The sequence below is a fragment of the Gluconobacter sp. Dm-73 genome, assembly GCF_018256215.1.
GTDB classification, from domain to species: Bacteria; Pseudomonadota; Alphaproteobacteria; order Acetobacterales; family Acetobacteraceae; genus Gluconobacter; species Gluconobacter cadivus.
On sequence record NZ_JAERLW010000016.1, the window covers coordinates 1 to 18,264 of the forward strand.

Annotated in this window: 13 protein-coding genes and 1 pseudogene; 7 read left to right on the top strand and 7 right to left on the bottom strand. The window is 60.4% G+C overall.

The window, feature by feature from the left end:
• A pseudogene (locus JK176_RS14195) lies at nt 1-573 on the bottom strand (energy transducer TonB); the annotation flags it as partial.
• A 237-nt stretch (nt 574-810) separates the two neighbouring features.
• Between JK176_RS14195 and JK176_RS14200 the strand changes: the two are divergent.
• Nucleotides 811-1,458 (top strand): DNA-3-methyladenine glycosylase, encoded by a 648-nt coding sequence (locus JK176_RS14200; RefSeq protein WP_211588308.1) that lies wholly within the window; start codon nt 811-813, stop codon nt 1,456-1,458.
• Between the two features lie 6 nt (nt 1,459-1,464).
• Here JK176_RS14200 and JK176_RS14205 read toward each other — a convergent pair whose 3' ends face one another.
• The 3 genes from JK176_RS14205 to JK176_RS14215 form a co-directional block, all read right to left on the bottom strand.
• Nucleotides 1,465-3,828, bottom strand: coding sequence for a bifunctional diguanylate cyclase/phosphodiesterase (locus JK176_RS14205; RefSeq protein WP_211588309.1), 2,364 nt, complete (start codon nt 3,826-3,828; stop codon nt 1,465-1,467).
• Between the two features lie 209 nt (nt 3,829-4,037).
• Nucleotides 4,038-4,721, bottom strand: coding sequence for a hypothetical protein (locus JK176_RS14210; protein ID WP_228125285.1), 684 nt, complete (start codon nt 4,719-4,721; stop codon nt 4,038-4,040).
• A 264-nt stretch (nt 4,722-4,985) separates the two neighbouring features.
• Entirely contained in the window at nt 4,986-5,756 is a 771-nt protein-coding gene (locus JK176_RS14215) for an alpha/beta fold hydrolase (protein WP_211588310.1), read from the bottom strand.
• A 134-nt stretch (nt 5,757-5,890) separates the two neighbouring features.
• Between JK176_RS14215 and JK176_RS14220 the strand changes: the two genes are divergently transcribed.
• The 6 genes from JK176_RS14220 (at nt 5,891) to flgA (ending at nt 12,078) form a co-directional block, all read left to right on the top strand.
• Nucleotides 5,891-7,669 (top strand): chloride channel protein, encoded by a 1,779-nt coding sequence (locus JK176_RS14220; protein ID WP_211588333.1) that lies wholly within the window; start codon nt 5,891-5,893, stop codon nt 7,667-7,669.
• Nucleotides 7,670-7,769: 100 nt separating this feature from the next.
• Nucleotides 7,770-8,237 carry a RidA family protein gene (locus JK176_RS14225; RefSeq protein WP_062027944.1) on the top strand — a complete coding sequence of 156 codons (468 nt, stop codon included), beginning with the start codon at nt 7,770-7,772 and terminating at the stop codon, nt 8,235-8,237.
• Nucleotides 8,238-8,270: 33 nt separating this feature from the next.
• Nucleotides 8,271-9,434, top strand: a complete 1,164-nt coding sequence (locus JK176_RS14230) for a GNAT family N-acetyltransferase (RefSeq protein ID WP_249194527.1) — start codon at nt 8,271-8,273, stop codon at nt 9,432-9,434.
• Nucleotides 9,435-9,516: 82 nt separating this feature from the next.
• Complete coding sequence (gene flgF / locus JK176_RS14235; protein WP_211588312.1) at nt 9,517-10,257, top strand: flagellar basal-body rod protein FlgF; 741 nt, start codon at nt 9,517-9,519, stop codon at nt 10,255-10,257.
• A gap of 33 nt (nt 10,258-10,290) precedes the next feature.
• The gene (gene flgG, locus JK176_RS14240) at nt 10,291-11,082 is read left to right on the top strand and encodes a flagellar basal-body rod protein FlgG (protein ID WP_194261072.1); all 792 of its coding nucleotides are present in this window, start codon (nt 10,291-10,293) and stop codon (nt 11,080-11,082) included.
• Nucleotides 11,083-11,085: 3 nt separating this feature from the next.
• Entirely contained in the window at nt 11,086-12,078 is a 993-nt protein-coding gene (gene flgA / locus JK176_RS14245) for a flagellar basal body P-ring formation chaperone FlgA (RefSeq protein WP_211588313.1), read from the top strand.
• Between the two features lie 34 nt (nt 12,079-12,112).
• Here the strand turns inward: flgA and JK176_RS14250 are convergent, their stop codons facing one another.
• From JK176_RS14250 to JK176_RS14260, 3 genes are all read right to left on the bottom strand, one after another.
• On the bottom strand, nt 12,113-14,038 hold the full coding sequence (locus JK176_RS14250) for a S9 family peptidase (protein WP_211588314.1): 1,926 nt from the start codon (nt 14,036-14,038) through the stop codon (nt 12,113-12,115).
• Between the two features lie 5 nt (nt 14,039-14,043).
• On the bottom strand, nt 14,044-17,349 hold the full coding sequence (locus JK176_RS14255; RefSeq protein ID WP_211588315.1) for an efflux RND transporter permease subunit: 3,306 nt from the start codon (nt 17,347-17,349) through the stop codon (nt 14,044-14,046).
• A gap of 80 nt (nt 17,350-17,429) precedes the next feature.
• Entirely contained in the window at nt 17,430-18,233 is an 804-nt protein-coding gene (locus JK176_RS14260) for an SDR family oxidoreductase (RefSeq protein WP_211588316.1), read from the bottom strand.
• Nucleotides 18,234-18,264 lie beyond the last annotated feature (31 nt).

An 18,264-nucleotide genomic window follows, 5' to 3' on the forward strand; every position in this document is an offset into this window, starting at 1 on the left:
GGTAATGGGGGCCGGGGTGGGGGCTGTCTTGGGCAGTTCGGCTGAGGGTTCTTCTGGCACTTCAGGCGCGGACGGTGTCTCAGGCGTCGGAACGGCAGGCGTCGGAGTGGACTGCTCCTTTTGCGGCTGCTGCTGGTCTTCCTGTGTTTCCTGCGGGCTCTGGGCTGAGGGAGGAGGGGGCGCACCGCCTTCTTCATGCGCCCGTGGCCCGCGCATGCTGCTTTTCGAAGGCGGCGTATCGAAAACCATCTCGACCTGCGGCTGCTCCTGCCCCGCAGGCGAGCCATGCATGCCCTGATGCTGCATCAGCAGGAAGGCCAGAATGGCTGCGTGAAGTCCCGCCGAGAAAATGAACGGAACCGTAGGACCGTTCTCGACAATGGTTTGCGGACGCATCATCGGCGTCAGCACCGGACGGACCCGGATTGCGGGCGGGACGTAATCTCTCAGGCGTTCGCGCGTCCCGGCCGGGGCGTGCTGCGGACGTGCGGGGGCAGTCCGCGCCGAGGGGGCGAAGAGCTGCGGCTCGCGCTTCTGCGGCTTTCCGGACGTAACTGTGGCTGTTCCGCTCATAGGCGGGGCCGTCCGTCGGGAAAGGACCTGGCAGAAAACAGCCGGTCGGCAAGGAGAAGGTGGCGTCGCATCATCGCCAGACCTTTTGCACCAGGGCGGTCGGGGTTGTCATCCGGCAGGCTGGTTATCCGGGGCTGGGGGTGGGCGTCTGTCTTGGCATATCATGGCAGTAATGCGAGACCCACGAAAGACACAAAGAGTCACCCGAACCTTAACTTCCGGAAAGGCGTATGCCTGATGGCTGATTATGCCACACTTCTTGGCTCCGATCCCGGTCTGGCGGCGGCCATGGCGCGTATCGGACCTTGCACCCTGCGGGGCGATGACGGGCAGGAGCCTTACGATGCCCTTCTTCGGGCCATCGCCGGGCAGCAGCTTCATGGAGCGGCGGCGCGGAAGATTTTCGGGCGCCTCTGCGTGCTGGGAGAACAGGGCACGGTGGACGGGCCGCCGCCAGCGCCCGGACGGCTTCTGGAACTGTCTGAGGAAAGCCTGCGTGCCTGCGGCCTTTCGGGAAACAAACTTCTGGCCATGCGCGGTGTCGCACAGGCCCGTCTGGATGGAACCGTTCCCAGCCGCGCCGAGGCCCGGAGCATGACGGATGAAGAGCTGATCGCGCGTCTTGTCACTCTGCGGGGGATCGGACGCTGGACAGTCGAAATGCTGCTGATGTTCACGCTGAATCGCCCGGATGTGATGCCCGTCGATGATTTTGGCGTTCGGGAAGGCTGGCGGCGCCTGCGGGGGCTGGAACTGCCTCCCAAACCAAAGGCGCTGAAAGAGGAAACGGCCCGCTTTTCCCCCTATCGATCGACGCTGGCCTGGTATTGCTGGCGCGTGGCGGAGGAAGGGAAGAAAACGGCTCCCAATCCCCTGACGGCCTGAAGCAGTTCAGGACGCTTCCATCACGGCCGGGATCGTCGTCATGAACTGACGGGTATCTTCGGGGGAAAGGGGACGTGACAGCAGATAGCCCTGAACCTCCGTGCAGCCCAGACGCTTGAGATAGGAGAGCTGTTCCTGACTTTCCACGCCTTCCGCAGTCACGGCCACGCCCAGATCGATCGATAGATCCACCACGGCGCGCACAATGGAAGCGGCGCGGGATTCGCGGAGCATGTCCCTGACGAACAGACCGTCCAGCTTGATTTTCGAGAACGGGAAGAAGCGCAGATATCCGAGAGACGAGAAGCCCTTGCCGAAATCGTCGAGCGCAATGGAAATCCCGGCGTTCTGCAGGCGGCTGAGCAGCGTGAAGGTTGCGGCATCCGGCTCCATGAAGATGTTTTCGGTCATTTCGATCTGAAGGCAGCGGGCTGGGAAGCCGGTTTTTTCCAGAACCCGGAACGTGTCCTTGAGGAAGGTCGGGGCCTCAAGCTGCCCGACGGAGACATTGATCGAAAGCACCAACCCGTCTTCCCATTCGCTGGCAAAGAGGCAGGCCCGTTCCATGACATAGACGCCGAGCTTCTGGATCAGCCCCGCTTCCTCGGCAAGCTGGATGATCCGCTCGGGGGGGACGCGGCCATATTCGGGATGGGACCAGCGGATCAGCGCCTCGAACCCGCAGAGCTTCTGGCTCTGGGTGTTGAAGAAAGGTTGATAGACAATGCCCAGACCGCCTTCCTCCAACGCCTGGGGGAGCGCACGGATCAGGTCCCGGTTTCGTTTGGCGACGGTTCGCAGCTCCGGGTTGTAGAAGCGATGCGTGTGGCCTCCGAGGCTCTTGGCCTCGTAGAGCGCCAGATCACTGGCTTCCAGCAGGCTTCCCACGCGCTCAGATCCGCCGATGGACAGCACGATTCCTACGCTAAGGCCGACTGCGCAGCGCACACCTTCACCCACCCGGATGGGCACGTTCGTCAGCGCATTGATCAGCCCGGACGCGGTGGCGGAAGCTTGGGCCGGTGTTGTCTGGCGTTCGAGCAACATGAATTCGTCGCCGCCAAAACGGTAGAGCCTGTGGCGTTCGCTCAGGGTGCGGCTCAGGACAACCGTGACTTTCCGGAGCATTTCGTCGCCGGCGGAATGGCCGTGCCGGTCGTTGATCTGTTTGAAGCCGTCCAGATCGAGATTGAGCAGTGCGAACGCTTCTCCCGTGCGTGCGGCCTCGATGAGGTAGGTTTCCATGTCATCGAGGAAAGCACCGCGGTTGGGCAAACCGGTCAGCAGATCATGCCGTGCCCTGAAAGACGCGCTTTCCTGCGCCCAGTGCGTCTGGGTCACATCCGTTCCAACGCCACGATAGCCGACGAAGATGCGGTCCTGAAAAACCGGACGCCCGCTGAGCGACCAGAAGCGCTGCTGACCCTGCAGGGTGCCGGACACCACGATGTCGCGGAAGAAAATCCGGTTGTCGAGGCACTGCCGCAGACGTCCAAGCCCTGTCCGTTCATCGCCGTCAAAAGCGGCCGGGCCGGCCAGATCAGACAGGATGTCAAAGAAGATGCGGGTTTCAAGCCACTCGCGGCTGTTGCCGAAGGCCGAGGCCAGACTGGCTGACACATTGCGCAGGCTTCCGGACGCGCAGGTCTCCCACAGCCAGTCGCCAGTGTCGTCATCCGCGTTGCGGAGCAGGAGCTGGACGATGCTGTTGCGCTGTTCGAGGGAATACCGGCTGACCAGAAAAGCCGTGAACAGGGTGCGGACGGCCATCGTCAGGGACAGGACAAAGAATAGATAAACCGCCATTTCGATGGCGATGTAAAAATAGAAAATACCGTGGTCGATCGTCCATGCTTCGAACAGGGCACCGCCGCAGGACAGAATGAGCATGGAGGCAATGATTTCCCCCATGCCCGTCAGAGGAACCAGTGTAATGGTCGTCGCGGTCAACCCGACCATGATGCCGGCGACCAGAACCCGGTCATTCGCGTCTCCGTAAGGAAATACGACCGGAGGCAGGGTGACCCAGCACAGGGCGAATGCGAAATTCAGACCCTTGAGAATCCATGACTGCCGGGTGTCGACCAGTTTTTCGGTGGGGATTGCATAAAAGCAGATGTTGTAAAGTGCGAGCAGGAGCAGGACTGTTCCGCACAGAATCGCGCCGTAAAAAGGATAGTTCCGCATCAGGCAAAGGCCTGCGATCGGGCCACAGCTGATCTGGGGGACGAAATGGAAGAAGTTCAGACCGCGCAGAACTCTGCAACGCGAAAGGCGGATCTCTTCTTCTGCGCCTGCCGGGATCTCGGCCCGGAAGGGAAAAAGTCGCGCAAACCGCATTTGTTTCAGCAGGGTCAGGACGGCTGTCATTATGTCGCGCATGGCGGGAAGGCGACAACGGGAGCCGGTGAGACAGGCAAAGACATCATGAACCTTCCCAATAGCGGAGGAGGGGGCCACGATGACAGGAATTTATGAAGTTTTTCTTTGCAGAGAGCGAATCTGTTGCAGGCAACATCTCCGCGCCTCGGGTATGGCGCCCCGGACACGGAGATAGCTGTTAAAGAGTTAAGGTTTCGTTAGTGTGCCATTTCCGGCGTCGTGGCGTAAATCTCGTGGCTGGCTTTTTCAAACATTTCAATGCATTCGCGCATATTGGCTGTCAGCGCGGCGCGGGTGATGTCCGGGTCGTTGGACGGATAATACCCGCGGGCCAGATCCTCATCGATTTCCAGATGGGACGGGCCGTCATGTTCGTGCTCATCATGCGCCAGACCCCATGTCCAGTGCTTCTTTGCGAACAGGTTGGTGAATTTCGGTGCGTGGCACAGATAGGCGGCCAGCTCTTCGGCGATGTATTCGACGGCTGCGAGCCAGGAGAAGAAGACCACGGGATCTTCACTGTCGGCATTGGCGATCAGCTTCTGGACCGTGGGAAGCGTGTCGTAATGCGTTCCGTACAGGTCGAGGCCGAATTCTTTTGCGCCATCGGCCCAGAGAATGGCGTGTGAGCCTTCCTCTTCCTTCATTTCCCGCACGGCTTCACGCGCTTCTGAAAAGAAGGTCTTGATCCGGGTCTGCCCGAAGCGCTGGACGAGCGGTTTGATGGGAAGATGGCCGACGCGCACGTCAATAGCGCGCTCGAAAGCCTGAATAAAAGGCCACCAGCCGATCATCATGGCCTTAATAGTCTCTTTATCGCCATGGGCTGCGCCCCGGGCCAATGCGGAAGAATAGATTTTCTCCCGTGTAAAGACACGCATTTCGGCACGATTTACCAAGGGCTCGGAGAACAGTAGAGCGTACATCCGCGTAATCCTGAAGAAGTTTATTACATGCGCCGTTCCGGCAGTGATGTTGTAGTCGTTAATTTTTCAGAAAAGTAACTTTTTTACTTTAATTATAATTGAATTTTTTTAAATTACCAAAATATTAATATATTAGATTTTCACTATGTTGCTTAATCGTAACGATTTGGTTCCTGAAAAACTGCCGTCTATCTGATTGATTTGATTTCGTAACGTATTTTACCGGGCTGGAATCTGAAGAAATTCCATCATTTCTTTCAGAAAAGCCCGGGGCTGTTCCACATGCAGCCAGTGCCCGGCATCGGGCAGGGAGCGGATCAGCGCCTGCGGGAAGAGCGCCCGGATATGATCGTGATGTTCGGGCAGGACATAGGGCGAGGCTCCGCCGCGCAGAAAAAGAACAGGCCCTTCGTAAGGGGCAATCTGAAGGTCGGGCCAGCTTTCGATGTCATGAATGTCGCGGGAAAGCGCGTCAAAACCGATGCTCCAGCCCGGAGAATCGCCCAGCCGGATGTTTTGCAGCAGGAGTTCGGCGACGGGACGGCTGCCTGTGATGGGCTCCAGAAGAGCCAGCCCTTCCCGCCGCTCCAGCGAGGGAGGGAATGTGAGGGTTTCGAGCTTCGAGATCATCTCGCGTTGCCCATGTCCTGTTCGGGCCGGGGCGATGTCTGCAACGAGCAGCTTCGTGACGCGCTCCGGGGCGGCGAGCGCGAGCATCATGCCGACTTTGCCACCCATGGAGTGTCCGACGACCGCAAAGCGCTCGATTCCCAGATCGTCCAGCGTTTCCAGCACGTCCTGTGCCATGAGGGCATAGCTGGTGGGACCATGCGGGCTGTGGCCATGATTGCGCAGATCCAACGCCAGCGTTCGGAAGGTCGCAGCCGCGCCGCGCTGGAGAAAGCCGAGATTCCGGGCCCGTCCGAACAGCCCGTGCAGGAAAACGACCGTCTCCGGGCCTTCGCCGCGTTCGATGGCATGCAGTTTCATCGGTGATCCTTCCATGACAGCTGTTGATCGGCAGCGCGCTTGCCGTCAAACAGGATCACACCTGCCGCCCGGGAGCCCGCTTGTCCACCAGTCCCGCCCCTTTTCAGGACCGTTCGCGCATCCTGCGCCAGCGGTTGAACCGCTTACAGGCGCGTCTGTTTCCTCACGCCCCCCTGAATCTGCGGACACTGGTGCGTGGCAACGAGATCTGGTTGAGCGTTCTGGCGGGATTTGTCGGCATTCTGTCAGGGCTGTGTGTGGTCGTCATGACCCATCTCACCTTCTGGATGCACAGACTGCTTTTTGGTGTTTCGGGCGTGTCCGGCGGTCATCTGTCCGGTTTGAACGCTTTGCCCCCTATCCGGACAGTTGTCGTACTAAGCGGCGGCGGGTTGATGATCGGCCTGTTCGGGGTGCTGATCGCAAAAACCATGCCGCGCAGCCCAGTGGACCCCATCGAGGCAAATGCGCTGCATGGCGGACGTATGTCGGTACGGGACAGTCTGGTCATTGTCTGTCAGACGGTTCTGTCCAACGGCGTGGGCGGTTCCATCGGGCTTGAGGCCGGATTTACCCAGATCGCGGCAGCATTTGGCTCCCGGATCGGTCGGTCATTTCGGGTGCGCCGGGAAGATCTGCGGGTTCTGGTGGGAGCCGGGGCCGGGGCCGCGATCGGGGCGGCGTTCGATGCGCCGGTGGCGGGCGCGTTCTATGCGTTCGAACTGGTGATCGGGTCTTATTCTCTGGGCAGTTTGTCCCCTGTGGCCGTGGCTGCGCTGGCAGGTGTGGGCGTGACGCGCTTTCTGGGCAGTGTGCCGCCGGGCATCGTTATTCCGTCTCCCGGAGATCTGTCCTGGGAAGGAACGGCCGGGGCGGTCCTCATCAGTGTTCTGACGGCGCTGACGGCCATCGGGCTGATGTTCTGCGTTACACAGACGGAGGGGTTGTTCCGGCGCATGCCCGGCCCGGTCTGGCTACGTCCGGCGGTGGGCGGGCTGATCGTGGGAGGGCTGGCAACGCTCCATCCGTCCGTTCTGTCCGCAGGGCATGAAGCAATGCGGACAGTCTTTGCGGGGAATGTTACCGCGCGAATGGCCGTCGTTCTTCTGCTCCTGAAAGCGCTGGCATCGTGCCTGTGTATCGGGTCGGGGTTTCGCGGGGGGCTGTTTTTCGCCTCATTGTATCTCGGATCACTGGCCGGGACGATCTATGGCACGCTTCTGGCGCCGCTGGGCGTTGCGCCGGATTCCGTTACGGCCTGCGCGTTGATTGGTATGAGCGCGATGGCCGTGGCGGTCATTGGTAGTCCCATGACGATGGTGTGCCTGATGCTGGAACTGACCGGCAGCGTGTCCATGAGTGGTGCCACGCTGGTGGCCGCAGTGCTCTCCCTGCTCACGGTGCGGCGCCTGTTCGGCTACAGCTTTGCAACATGGCGTTTCCATCTGCGGGGCGAATCCATCCGCTCTGCAGTCGATATCGGCTGGATGCGCTCTCTGAATGTGCGCCGGATGATGCGCGGACAGGTCCGGACGCTTCCGGCAGAGACGTCCGTGAGCCGGGCTCAGACGCTGTTTCCGCCCGGTGCGGCCCAGCGGATCGTGCTGCTTGACGAAGCGGGTCATTATGACGGCATCGTTCATCTGGCGGAACTGCATGCCGCGCCTTCGGATCAGACGCCGATCAGAACGCTGGCCCTGTTCCGTAACGCCATGCTCACACCGCTCATGAATGTCCGCGAGGCGATCGAACTGTTCGAAAAAGCCGAGGCCGATGCACTTGTCGTCGTCGAAGATCCACAATCACGGCAGGTGATCGGAACCCTGACCGAACAGCACGCCCTGCGCCGCTATGCCGAGGAACTCGAACGCAGCCGCAGGAGCCTGGCGGGCGACGATAGCCTGCCGACCTGACCCGGCTCCAGCCTTTCCCCCTTGGCATCGGGTCGTTCCCGCTTCAACATATAGTCCTATCAGATGCCCGTTCCGGGCGCCCTAAACCGGAGATTTTCCCATGACCGCGACCCCCGAATCCCGCCTCGCCGCCCTCGACATCACGCTGCCGGTCGCAGCCGCTCCGGTTGCGAACTACGTCACGACCGTACGGACGGGAAACCTGCTCGTCGTGTCCGGCCAACTCCCGCTGGTGGACGGCAAGCTGCTTATCACCGGCAAGCTGGGTGACGAAGTTTCGGCCCATGCCGGTGTGGCCTGTGCCCGCGCCTGCCTTATCAATGTTCTGGCACAGGCCAAGGCTGCGCTCGACGGCGATCTTTCCCGTATCACGCGCGTTGTCCGTCTGGGCGGCTTCATTGCCTGCACGCCGGAATTCACCGACCACGCCACCGTCATGAACGGTGCCTCCGATCTAGCTGTCGATGTGTTCGGTGACGCCGGACGCCATGCACGCTCCACCATCGGTGTGCCGAGCCTGCCCGTGAATGCCCCGGTCGAAGTCGAGGCGCTGTTCGAAATCGCCTGATACGGGAGAGACCGAATGGGAGAAACGGGCACCATGCCGTCCCCCGACTGGAGCCTGAGCCTTCATGCCTCGATCCATGAGATCGGGGCCGAAGCCTGGGACGCCTGTGCGGGAACGGACAATCCGTTTGTCTCTTTCGGTTTCCTGTCCGCCCTTGAAGACAGCGGTTCCGTCGCGGACCGCTCCGGCTGGCTGGTTCGTCATGCCGCCTTGCGCGCGCCGGATGGCACGATCGCGGCTCTCGCCCCACTTTACGGAAAATCCCATTCCTGGGGCGAGTATGTCTTCGACCAGAGCTGGGCCCGCGCCTATGAAGCCGCAGGCGGGCGCTACTATCCCAAATTCGTCTGTGCCGTCCCGTTCTCGCCGGTTCCCGGACCGAGGCTGCTGCTGCGCCCCGGTCTCCCTGACGCGCAGGGTGTGGCGCAGGCCCTTGCCGCCGCGCTCATTCAGGCGACGGCGCAGCTCGGCCTCTCTTCCCTGCATGCCAATTTCTGCGACGGGGTTTCGCTGAATGCCTTTACCGACGCCGGGTATCTGCCGCGAACAGGCCTTCAATATCACTGGCAGAATAACGGCTACACGACGTTCGACGATTTTCTGGCCGCCCTGTCTTCCCGCAAACGCAAATCCATCCGCAAGGAACGCAGCGCCGCCCAATCCTGCGGCCTGACCTTCAGCACGCTCCGAGGAAACGACATCACGCCGGAAGACTGGAAAGCATTCTATCGCTTCTACCAGTCCACGATCGACCGCAAATGGGGCAGCGCCTATCTGACTGAACGCTTCTTCTCCATGCTGTCCGAACGCCTCGGAGACCGCGTGGTTCTGATGATGGCCCATCATGACGGAAAAGCCGTTGCCGGGGCCCTGAATCTTATGGGGAAGGACGCTTTGTTCGGGCGGAACTGGGGCTGCGAAGGGGACTGGCCCTTCCTGCATTTCGAGTTGTGTTATTACCGCGCGATTGCCTTCGCCATCGAACACGGCCTCTCCCGTGTCGAAGCCGGGGCGCAGGGGGAGCATAAGATTCAGCGCGGCTATCTCCCGAGCTTCACCCATTCCGCCCATGCCATACTCGATCCCGGTCTGCGACAGGCGGTCGCAGCCTTCGTGGAAGAGGAACGGACGGCCTTGCAGGCAGAGGCGGCGGAACTGCTGACTCTTTCACCATATCGTCACGGCGAGTCGGGTTGAGGGCGTTCGTTTAACGATTGGGAAAGCTTTGTGCCGCTACGCTGTGCTTCGAAATCGGGATTGACCGGAGCCTGTAACGCCCATGGAGAACAGTACCTATATCGCGCTTTCGCGCATGGATGCCCAGCAGCGCGCCATGTCCGTGGTTGCGGACAACATGTCGAACGCATCGACCGTGGGCTACAAACGCGAAAATGTCCTCTTCAGTGACTTCCTGTCCCATCAGCACGGTTCCAAACAGGCCGAAGGTGCGGATACGGAATCCTATACGCAGGACCGTGCGACATATCGGGACTTTCAGCAGGGCGACATGCAGTCCACCGGCAATCCGCTGGATCTGGCGCTTGGAGGCGAGGGGTATTTTCAGGTCCGTACCGCCAATGGTGTGCGCCTGACCCGGGCAGGGCGGTTTGAGGAACAGCAGGACGGCGCCGTCGTTGATGAAAGCGGCAATGCCCTGCTGGACCGGGACGGACAGCCGATCGTTATTCCCCAGACCGACCACCGCATCACCATTTCCGCCGATGGCGTGATCTCGACCGAAACGGGCGAACAGGGTCAGATCGGCATCGTGACGGCACAGGACGACAACAAACTTCAGGCCGAAGGCAGCAGGCTTCTGCGGACGGAGCAGCCCACAACCGCTGTGGAACGGCCCAATATCGTGCAGGGCATGGTGGAAGGCAGCAACGTCCAGATGATGACCGAAGTCACGAAAATGATGCAAATCCAGCGGAATTTCCAGTTCATGGCGCAGTTCGTAGATGCCGAAGCCACGCGCCAGAAAAACGCCATCGACAAGATCGTTCAGGTTTCGGCCTGATTATTTCCCCTGACGGGACAAGGATAATTTTCCATGCGCGCACTCGACATCGCCGGAACGGGCATGCAGGCCCAGCAGACCAACGTCGAAACGATTTCCAATAACATCGCGAACATGAGCACCACGGGATATAAACGCTCCCGCGCCGAGTTTCAGGATCTGATCTATCAGAACCTCCGTCGCGTGGGCGCAAGTTCGTCCGATACCGGGACGACCATTCCCGCTGGCGCGCAGGTCGGCCTTGGTGTGAAGACGGCGGCGATCTATCGCATTAACGATCAGGGCAGTCTTGAGCAGACGAGCAACTCCCTTGATATGGCGGTTCAGGGGCGCGGTTATTTTCAGGTCCAGCTTCCTTCGGGACAGCTTGCCTATACCCGCGACGGCACGTTTTCGATGGACAATAACGGTTCTCTCGTGACCGCAGACGGCTATCTCATCAGCCCGACGATCACGATCCCCAACAATGCCCAGAGTATTTCGATTGATCAGTCCGGTCAGGTGAGTGTGCAGATCGCCGGGCAGAACAACACGACGCTCGTCGGCCAGCTTCAGCTTGGCATCTTCACCAACGAGAACGGTCTGGCCGCGATGGGGCAGAACCTGTTCACGCAGACGACGGCCTCTGGCGATGCCATGATGGGCAACCCTGAAGCCGTCGGCTACGGCAGTATCATGCAGGGTTATGTCGAAAACTCGAACGTCAATGTCGTGACCGAAATCACTGACCTCATTACGGCACAGCGCGCCTATGAAATGAACAGCAAGGTCATCACCGCGTCTGATGACATGCTGAAAACCGTCACCAATCTGGGCGGCGCTTAAAAGATGAACCGCGCCCTGCTGACGGGTGGCATTCTACTGCTGGCAGGGTGCGAGGCATTTTCCTTTTCGTCGGCGGCGACGTTACGCACGGCCGTCAATGTCGATCACCCACGCGTGCGTTTGTCGGATCTGTTCGACGATCTGGGCAAGGGGCAGGACACCGAAATCGGAGATGCTCCGGCGCTTGGAGCCAGTTATGTGGTGGGTGGCCCTCAATTGACCGCCATTGCCGCTCAGTTCGGCGTGGACTGGCCGGATGCTTCGCCTCTGGTATCTGTGACCGTAACCCACACGGCGCGGATGATTACGGCAGATGATGTCCTGCCTGTTGTCCGCGAAGGACTGGAACTGCCTTCCGAGGCACGGGTGGAAGTGGCGCTGACCGGGTTCAAGCCGGTGCCAGTTCCGGTTGCGGATCAGGGCGCACCCGCCATTCTGCATATTGACCGTCCGCCGCATGGCAGCGAGCATTTTACGGCTCGGCTTGAGGTGCCTTCTGCCAAAGGTGGGCAGGGAACGGCTTTCAATGTGAGTGGCACGGCAACCATGGAGGTGCGTGCGGTAACCCTGCGTCACGCCATGCATCTGGGACAGCCCATCCTGCCAGACGATGTCACCATGACGTTTGTCCGCGTCGGTCTGATTCCGGATGATGCGTTACAGAACCCTGAGGATGCGGTTGGGTTGGAAGCGCGTGGCGTGCTTGCCGCCGGTCAGGTTCTCAGTGTGTCGCAACTCGCACATCCTCAGCTTGTCCATCGCGGTTCGCCGGTGGTGGCGACGTTTTCCGGCGAGAGCCTTCACCTGACGGTGTCTGGAACTGTCCTGGAAACAGGCGGGAAGGGCGATACCGTGCATGTTTACAATGCCAGTAGCCATATGGTGCTGACAGGGCGTGTTGTGGACCGGACGGAAGTGGAAGTCATTCCCGGCATCATGCCACTTTCCGCTGACAGCAGAACCCATCAGCAGACGACGGCTCTTCCGTCTCTCTGACGGGCAGCCGCCGCTGCCCGTCAGGCCGGTTTTTTTACTGCGTCAGATAGGTGTCGAACCAGTGGATGGTCCGCTGTACGGCATCGTCCCAGGACTTTGGATCGCTCATGCCGTGGCCCTGTCCCGGATAGATGACGAGCGAACTCGGCACATGCAGGGTCTGGAGCGCATGGAAAAATTCCTGACTCTGGGGCATTGGGCATTCCTCATCCGCAGAGCCGACGAAAATGAAGGTCGGAGTATGAGCCTGTCGGATATAGAGAATGGGTGAGGAATGGGCGTAGATGTCCGGGTCGTCGTAGACGGATTTTCCGAAGAAGGGTACCATCCAGCTATCGATGTTGTTTTCACCGTAATAGGACAACCAGTTTGAAATTCCGGCTCCGGCAACAGCTGCCCGGAAGCGGTTTGTCTGGGTGACGCTCCACATCGTCATGTAGCCGCCATAGGAAAATCCGGTCAGGCCCAGACGGTGGTCGTCGACAGGCGCGATTTTCTCAACCGCATCAATCCCGCGCAGGACGTCGCGGAGATCGCCATGTCCGAAATCCCGACGGTTTGCTGCGGTAAAGGCTTCGCCCTGTCCGTAGCTTCCCCGTGGGTTGGGCATGAAGACGTCATAACCCGCATTCAGAAGCGCCATCGCAAGCTTGCTGTTATCGCGGAAATAGCGCGGGTTGGAGGCGCTGGACGGTCCGCCATGAACATAGGCGATCATCGGGACCTTACCGTTCTTCTCCATGCCCGGCTTGCGCGTCAGGGGTTCCAGAAGCCAGCCCTGCACGGAATAGCCATCGCTTTTCCACGTCAGACTGCGCGCCTTGAGACGTGCCGGAAGGGCTTTATTGTCCTGATTGACGGGTTTCCATTGCCCAATGGGACCAGCGGCGATTTCAGGGGCTTTTTCAAAGCTCTGCCGGATAATGGCGGTGTGCTGCCCGGCACAGGACAGGCTTGGTTCCGAGCGGCCATTGGACAGCATCATGGTCTCTTCCCACAACGACCTCTGGCCTCCCTGAAGGGACCAGATAACGCTGCGGTCTCCCTTGAGACCGGTTGCAATGAGGCCCGGGCCACACTCCCAGGAAAGGTCGGTGACGGTGGCCTTCAGCCCTGGTGTCAGGTTGACGGGTTTCGCGCCAGCTTTGGTCAGATCCAGACTGTACGCATCGCCGCCGATCGCTCCGTAGTCACTCATCAGGCCGCCGATGAAGGACACCTGTTTTCCATCCGGAGAGACACGCGGAAGGTTGAGCTGCTGTTCCTGAGGCGGGGTGTAAAGAACGGTGTCCGTCCCATTTGCGATGGCGTGGAGCTTTGCAATCCACCAGTGATCGTCTCCGTTTCCCGGCGCAGCCGTGGCGATAAAGCCTTCGCCGTCCGGGCGCCAGTCATACTCATAAACATACAGATTGGCGGGCGACTGCCAGTTCAGATGGCCATTTTCGATCGTAGCGATCCGCTGTTCGTCGATCTGTGCATTGATTTCCCCGGTCGGGGCTGCGCCTGCTTCCATGGCGCCGGGCTGCCGATGGGCGTTTTCGATCGCCAGAACGCCAAGCTGCCCTTTGGGTCCATAGGACAGCGACTGAAGGGTTCCCTTGAAGGTCAGGACCTGTGTTGCATGGTGACCATCCTTGTCCGTCTGCCAGACAGACAGGGTTTTGACGGAAGGATCTTTCAGAACATAGGCCAGTGCCTGCCCGTCCCGACGCCAGGCGAACGCGCTTGCTTCACAGCCATGACACAGAGCCAGATTGCTGCGGGCTCCGGAGGGGAGGGTATACAGCACAGGCTGGGAAATGGTGCTTGTTGCAGGTTCTCCGACGGGTTCCTGCAATGACAGCAGTCGGCTTCCATCGGGAGAGATGGAGATGTGGTCGAAAAGCTGCACGGGGGCGGCAAAGGCCATCGCGGGGAACAGCGCGGCCAGCAGGGCGACGCGACGATAAGGAATCATGGTTTTCAGGTCCGTCTGACGGAAGGGGCGGAGGTGTTGTGGCGACGTAGCAGGCCGAGCAGCCAGTGGCACAGGCGCTTCGTTCTCGCACCGATGGCATCCATCCAAAGATAGACGATTGGTGTGGTGTAAAGGGTCAGAAGCTGGCTGACGACCATGCCACCGAGGATGGAAACACCCAGCGGACGGCGCATTTCCGCACCGTAGCCATTGCTGATGATGAGCGGGACCGCCCCGAGTGCAGCAGCGAGGGATGTCATCAGGATGGGGCGGAAGCGGGTGATAGAGGCTTTGAAGATGGCATCTTTCGGGGAGAGCTTTTCGACACGTTCGGCATGGATGGCGAAGTCGATGACGAGAATGGCGTTTTTCTTGACGATGCCCGTCAGCAGGATGATGCCGATCATGGCGATGATGCTGAAGGACTCTCCCGCGATCCACAGCCCCAGAACCGCGCCGATCCCGGCGGAGGGCAGGGTGGAGAGGATCGTAATGGGATGGATCAGGCTCTCATACAGAATGCCCAGCACGATATACATCACGGCAATGGCGGCGAGGAACGCCAGTGCGCCGTTGATCATGAGCTTGCGCGTATCGCCCGCTGTTCCGGTGAAGTCACCCAGCACGCCATCGGGGGCGTGCGTGCTCTGCATGGTCTGTTTGATGAGCGCGACCGCATCGTTGTAGCTCACACCCGTCGCCAGATCGAACGAGATGTTGGCGGAATAATAGTTGCCGCGATGGGTGATATCGAGCGGCTGCGGCTTCCACAGGATGGACGCGACGTTCATCAGCGGGATCATGGTTTCGATCGAAGATGAGACGGCGGAACCGCTGGAGGTGTTGCCGGACAACTGGTTGGCCAGCGAGTTCTGGATGGAGGCTGTCGCGAGCGATGTGAAGCTGCTGGCGGAGGTGCTGGAGTCGCTGCGGGCGCGGATCAGGTTGGAGGCCACTCCGCCCGCTGCTGTCCCTGCGGAGGTGGAAATCCAGACCTGATGAAGCGTCTCGGGGTCCATCCGGTATTTCGGCGCCAGCACCATGACCACGCGGTGTTCGGTCGTGGGCAGGTGGATCGTGGAGACGATGGCCTGACCGTAGGAATCATACAGAACGTTCTGGATCAACTGCGGAGTGACACCATAGCGCGCTTCCGTATCGCGCTGGACGGTGATGTAGGCCGCGACGGACTGCCCCTCGGTCGTGGACGAAATGTTGACCAGCTTTCCCGAGGCGCGCAGGGCGTTCAGCAGGATCGGGATATAGCCGAACAGGTCCGAGACGTTGTCTCCGCGCAGGACGTAGCGGTAGCTGCCGGTGTTCTTGGAACTGCTGCCGCCCTGACTGCTGCCGCCCACACTCCAGAACGAGACGTCCGCACCGGGTTCGTTGGGCACGCGTTTGCGGATGCGGTCCAGAATAGTTTCGGCGGAGACGCGCTCGTCCTTTTCCTTCAGATGGATATAAAGCTCACCGCTGTTTTTATCGTCGCTGAAAATGGTGGTGGATGTGACATCGGGGTCCGTCTGGGCGATGGCGCCGATTTCCCGCAAACGCCGGTCGATTTCCTGAAAGGACATCGTGGGGTCGCCCTTGATGCGTCCCGCCAGTAGCGACATGTCCTGTGACGGGATGAATTCCTTGGGCATCAGCACGATGGAGCCGATCAGCACCACGAAGCTCAGCGGTAGCGTCATACCCATCAGGATCGGGTGACGCAGACACCAGTGCATGGAGCGGCCGTACTGTTTCAGTGTCCAGTCCAGCGAGGTTTCCGTGAGGAACGCGATAGAGCCGATCAAGCCTTTGCGGGGCTGATCGCCGTGGTCGATTTCCAGCATCCGCGCGCACATCATCGGCGTCAGCGTGAGGGAGAGCCACATGGAAATGACGATGGCGGAAATCATCGTCATGCAGAACTCGAACATGATCGAACCCGCGCCGCCCGGCAAAAACAGCAGCGGGATGAAGACGGCGACCAGCGAGGCGCTGATGGACAGGACCGTAAAGCCGATCTCCGAAGAGCCGACCAGACTGGCCGTGTAACGGTCTTTTCCTTCCTCCATATGCCGGGCAATGTTTTCCAGCACGACAATGGCGTCATCGACCACGAAACCGACCGCAATGGTCAGGGACATGAGCGACAGGACATCCAGCGTGAAGTTGAACGCCGCCATCGCCGCCAGTGTGCCGGAGAGCGCGATGGGGACCGTCACGGCCGGGATAAGGGTCGTGACGAATCTGCGGAAGAACAGCAGAATCACAAGCACGACCAGCACGACGGACAGGATCAGCGTCAGTCGCGCATCCGCAAGCGATGCCCGGATGGAGCGGGACGTGTCGAGGCCCACGACCAGATTGACATCCGCAGGCAGCGCATCACGCAGATGCGTCAGGTTGGCGTTGATGCCGTCCACGATGGCCACGGTATTGGCATGGGGCTGGGCGGTCACGACCAGTGTGACGGCGCGGTGTCCGTTGATGTAGCTGGTCTGATAAACGTCCTGCACGCTGTCCGTGACGGTGGCGATGTCGCTCAGCCGGACGGGATAGAAGTCGTTGCGGTATGCGATGATCAGGTCCCGGTACTGGGCTGCGTTGACGGCCTGATCGTTGGTGGACAGCATCATCCGCTGGCCATTGCTGTCGATAAAACCCTTGGGCGTGAAGGCATTGGCCGAGGCAAGGGCGGTGCGGATGTCTTCAAGCCCGATGCCCCATTTATAGAGCGGGTTGGGATTGAGTTCGACGCGCACGGCGGGATTTGTCGACCCCACGACCTCCACACGCCCCACGCCCTTGACCTCGGCGAGCAGCGGCTTGATGCGGATATTGGCGATATCGTAGAGCTCGGCCTGTGTTTTCTGGTCCCCGGTCAGGCTCATCAGATAGACCGGGAAGCCGCCGCCATCCATTTTAAAGGCCTGCGGGTCGGCATCCATGGTCCCCGTCGGCAGGTCGGCGCGCGCGGCGCGCAGGGCCGCCTGTGTGTCGCGCAGGGCGCCGTCGATGTTCCGTGACGACGAGAATTCCAGAAAGATCTGGGCCTGTCCGGCACTGGTGTCGGATTCGATGCTTTCCAGATCCGCGATGGACCCGAGCCTGCGTTCCAGAGGCGTTGTGACGGAGGTTGCCATCTGCTGTGGGTCAGCGCCCGGCTGGGTCGCCACGACCATGATGGAGGTCGTGGTCATGTCCGGCATCGTGGCGACGGGCAGGAGCGGATAGCAGATCAGTCCCGCCATGAAGATGGCAATGGACATCAGTGTCGTCGCGACCGGGCGGTCTATGAACAGGCGGCAGAAATTCATACGGTCAGTTTATCCACAAAACCGCGTTTCAGGTCATTACTGATAGGACACAAAATGTCAGTTCTTCAGTGTGCGGGCCGTCAGAAGTCCGGCATGCCTGCCGGTTTGGCGGAGGGCTGGGTGACGTAATAGCGTTCTGCCAGGCGGGGCGGGAGAAGATCCATCAGGCGGGATCCCATGACCAGCCATGCCGGAAAGATTACCCGGCGCGTCTGTCGCAGCGTTCCGCGCAGGATCCGGCGCACGGCCTCTTCCGTGGACACCAGACCCGGCATGGCAAAGCGGTTCTGCCTCACCATGGCCGTATCCACAAATCCGCAGCATACGCTGGTCAGGCTGATGCCGAAACTACCCAGCCGGGCCGCATTGGCCACGATGAAACGGTCCAGCGCGGCCTTGGATGCGGAATAGGACGGCGTGCCGGGGTAACACACGAACCCCGCGACGGACGCCATAACGCAGATCCGCCCGCGCAGGTCTTCGCCATTCCGCTCTTGGCCGCGCATAGCCGCGACAACCGGAAAGAACGTATTGAGCGTTCCAGTCAGGTTGATGTCCAGCATGTCGCGGACGCGCTCTTCACGCTCCAAAAGTAGGCCGTCGCTGTCGGTATGCGGCAGGCCGCCCGTGATGCCCGCACAGAGAAACGCCATATCGAGCCGCTCTTGCGATGCGGCGGCAACCCAGTCGGCCATACCCTGCCGATCGCGCGTGTCTAGCACAGCTGGGACCGCTCTGGCTCCCTGCCCCTCACAGCGCCGGGCTGTTTCCATCAAGCCATCTTCAGCGTGATCGCACAGATGCAGGGAAACGCCCGGACGGGCCAGTTTCAGGGCAAGACCGCGTCCGATCCCGGATGCGGCCCCTGTAATCAGGATATTCATGGGGCCGATTTTAACAGAGTGTTTCCGGGAT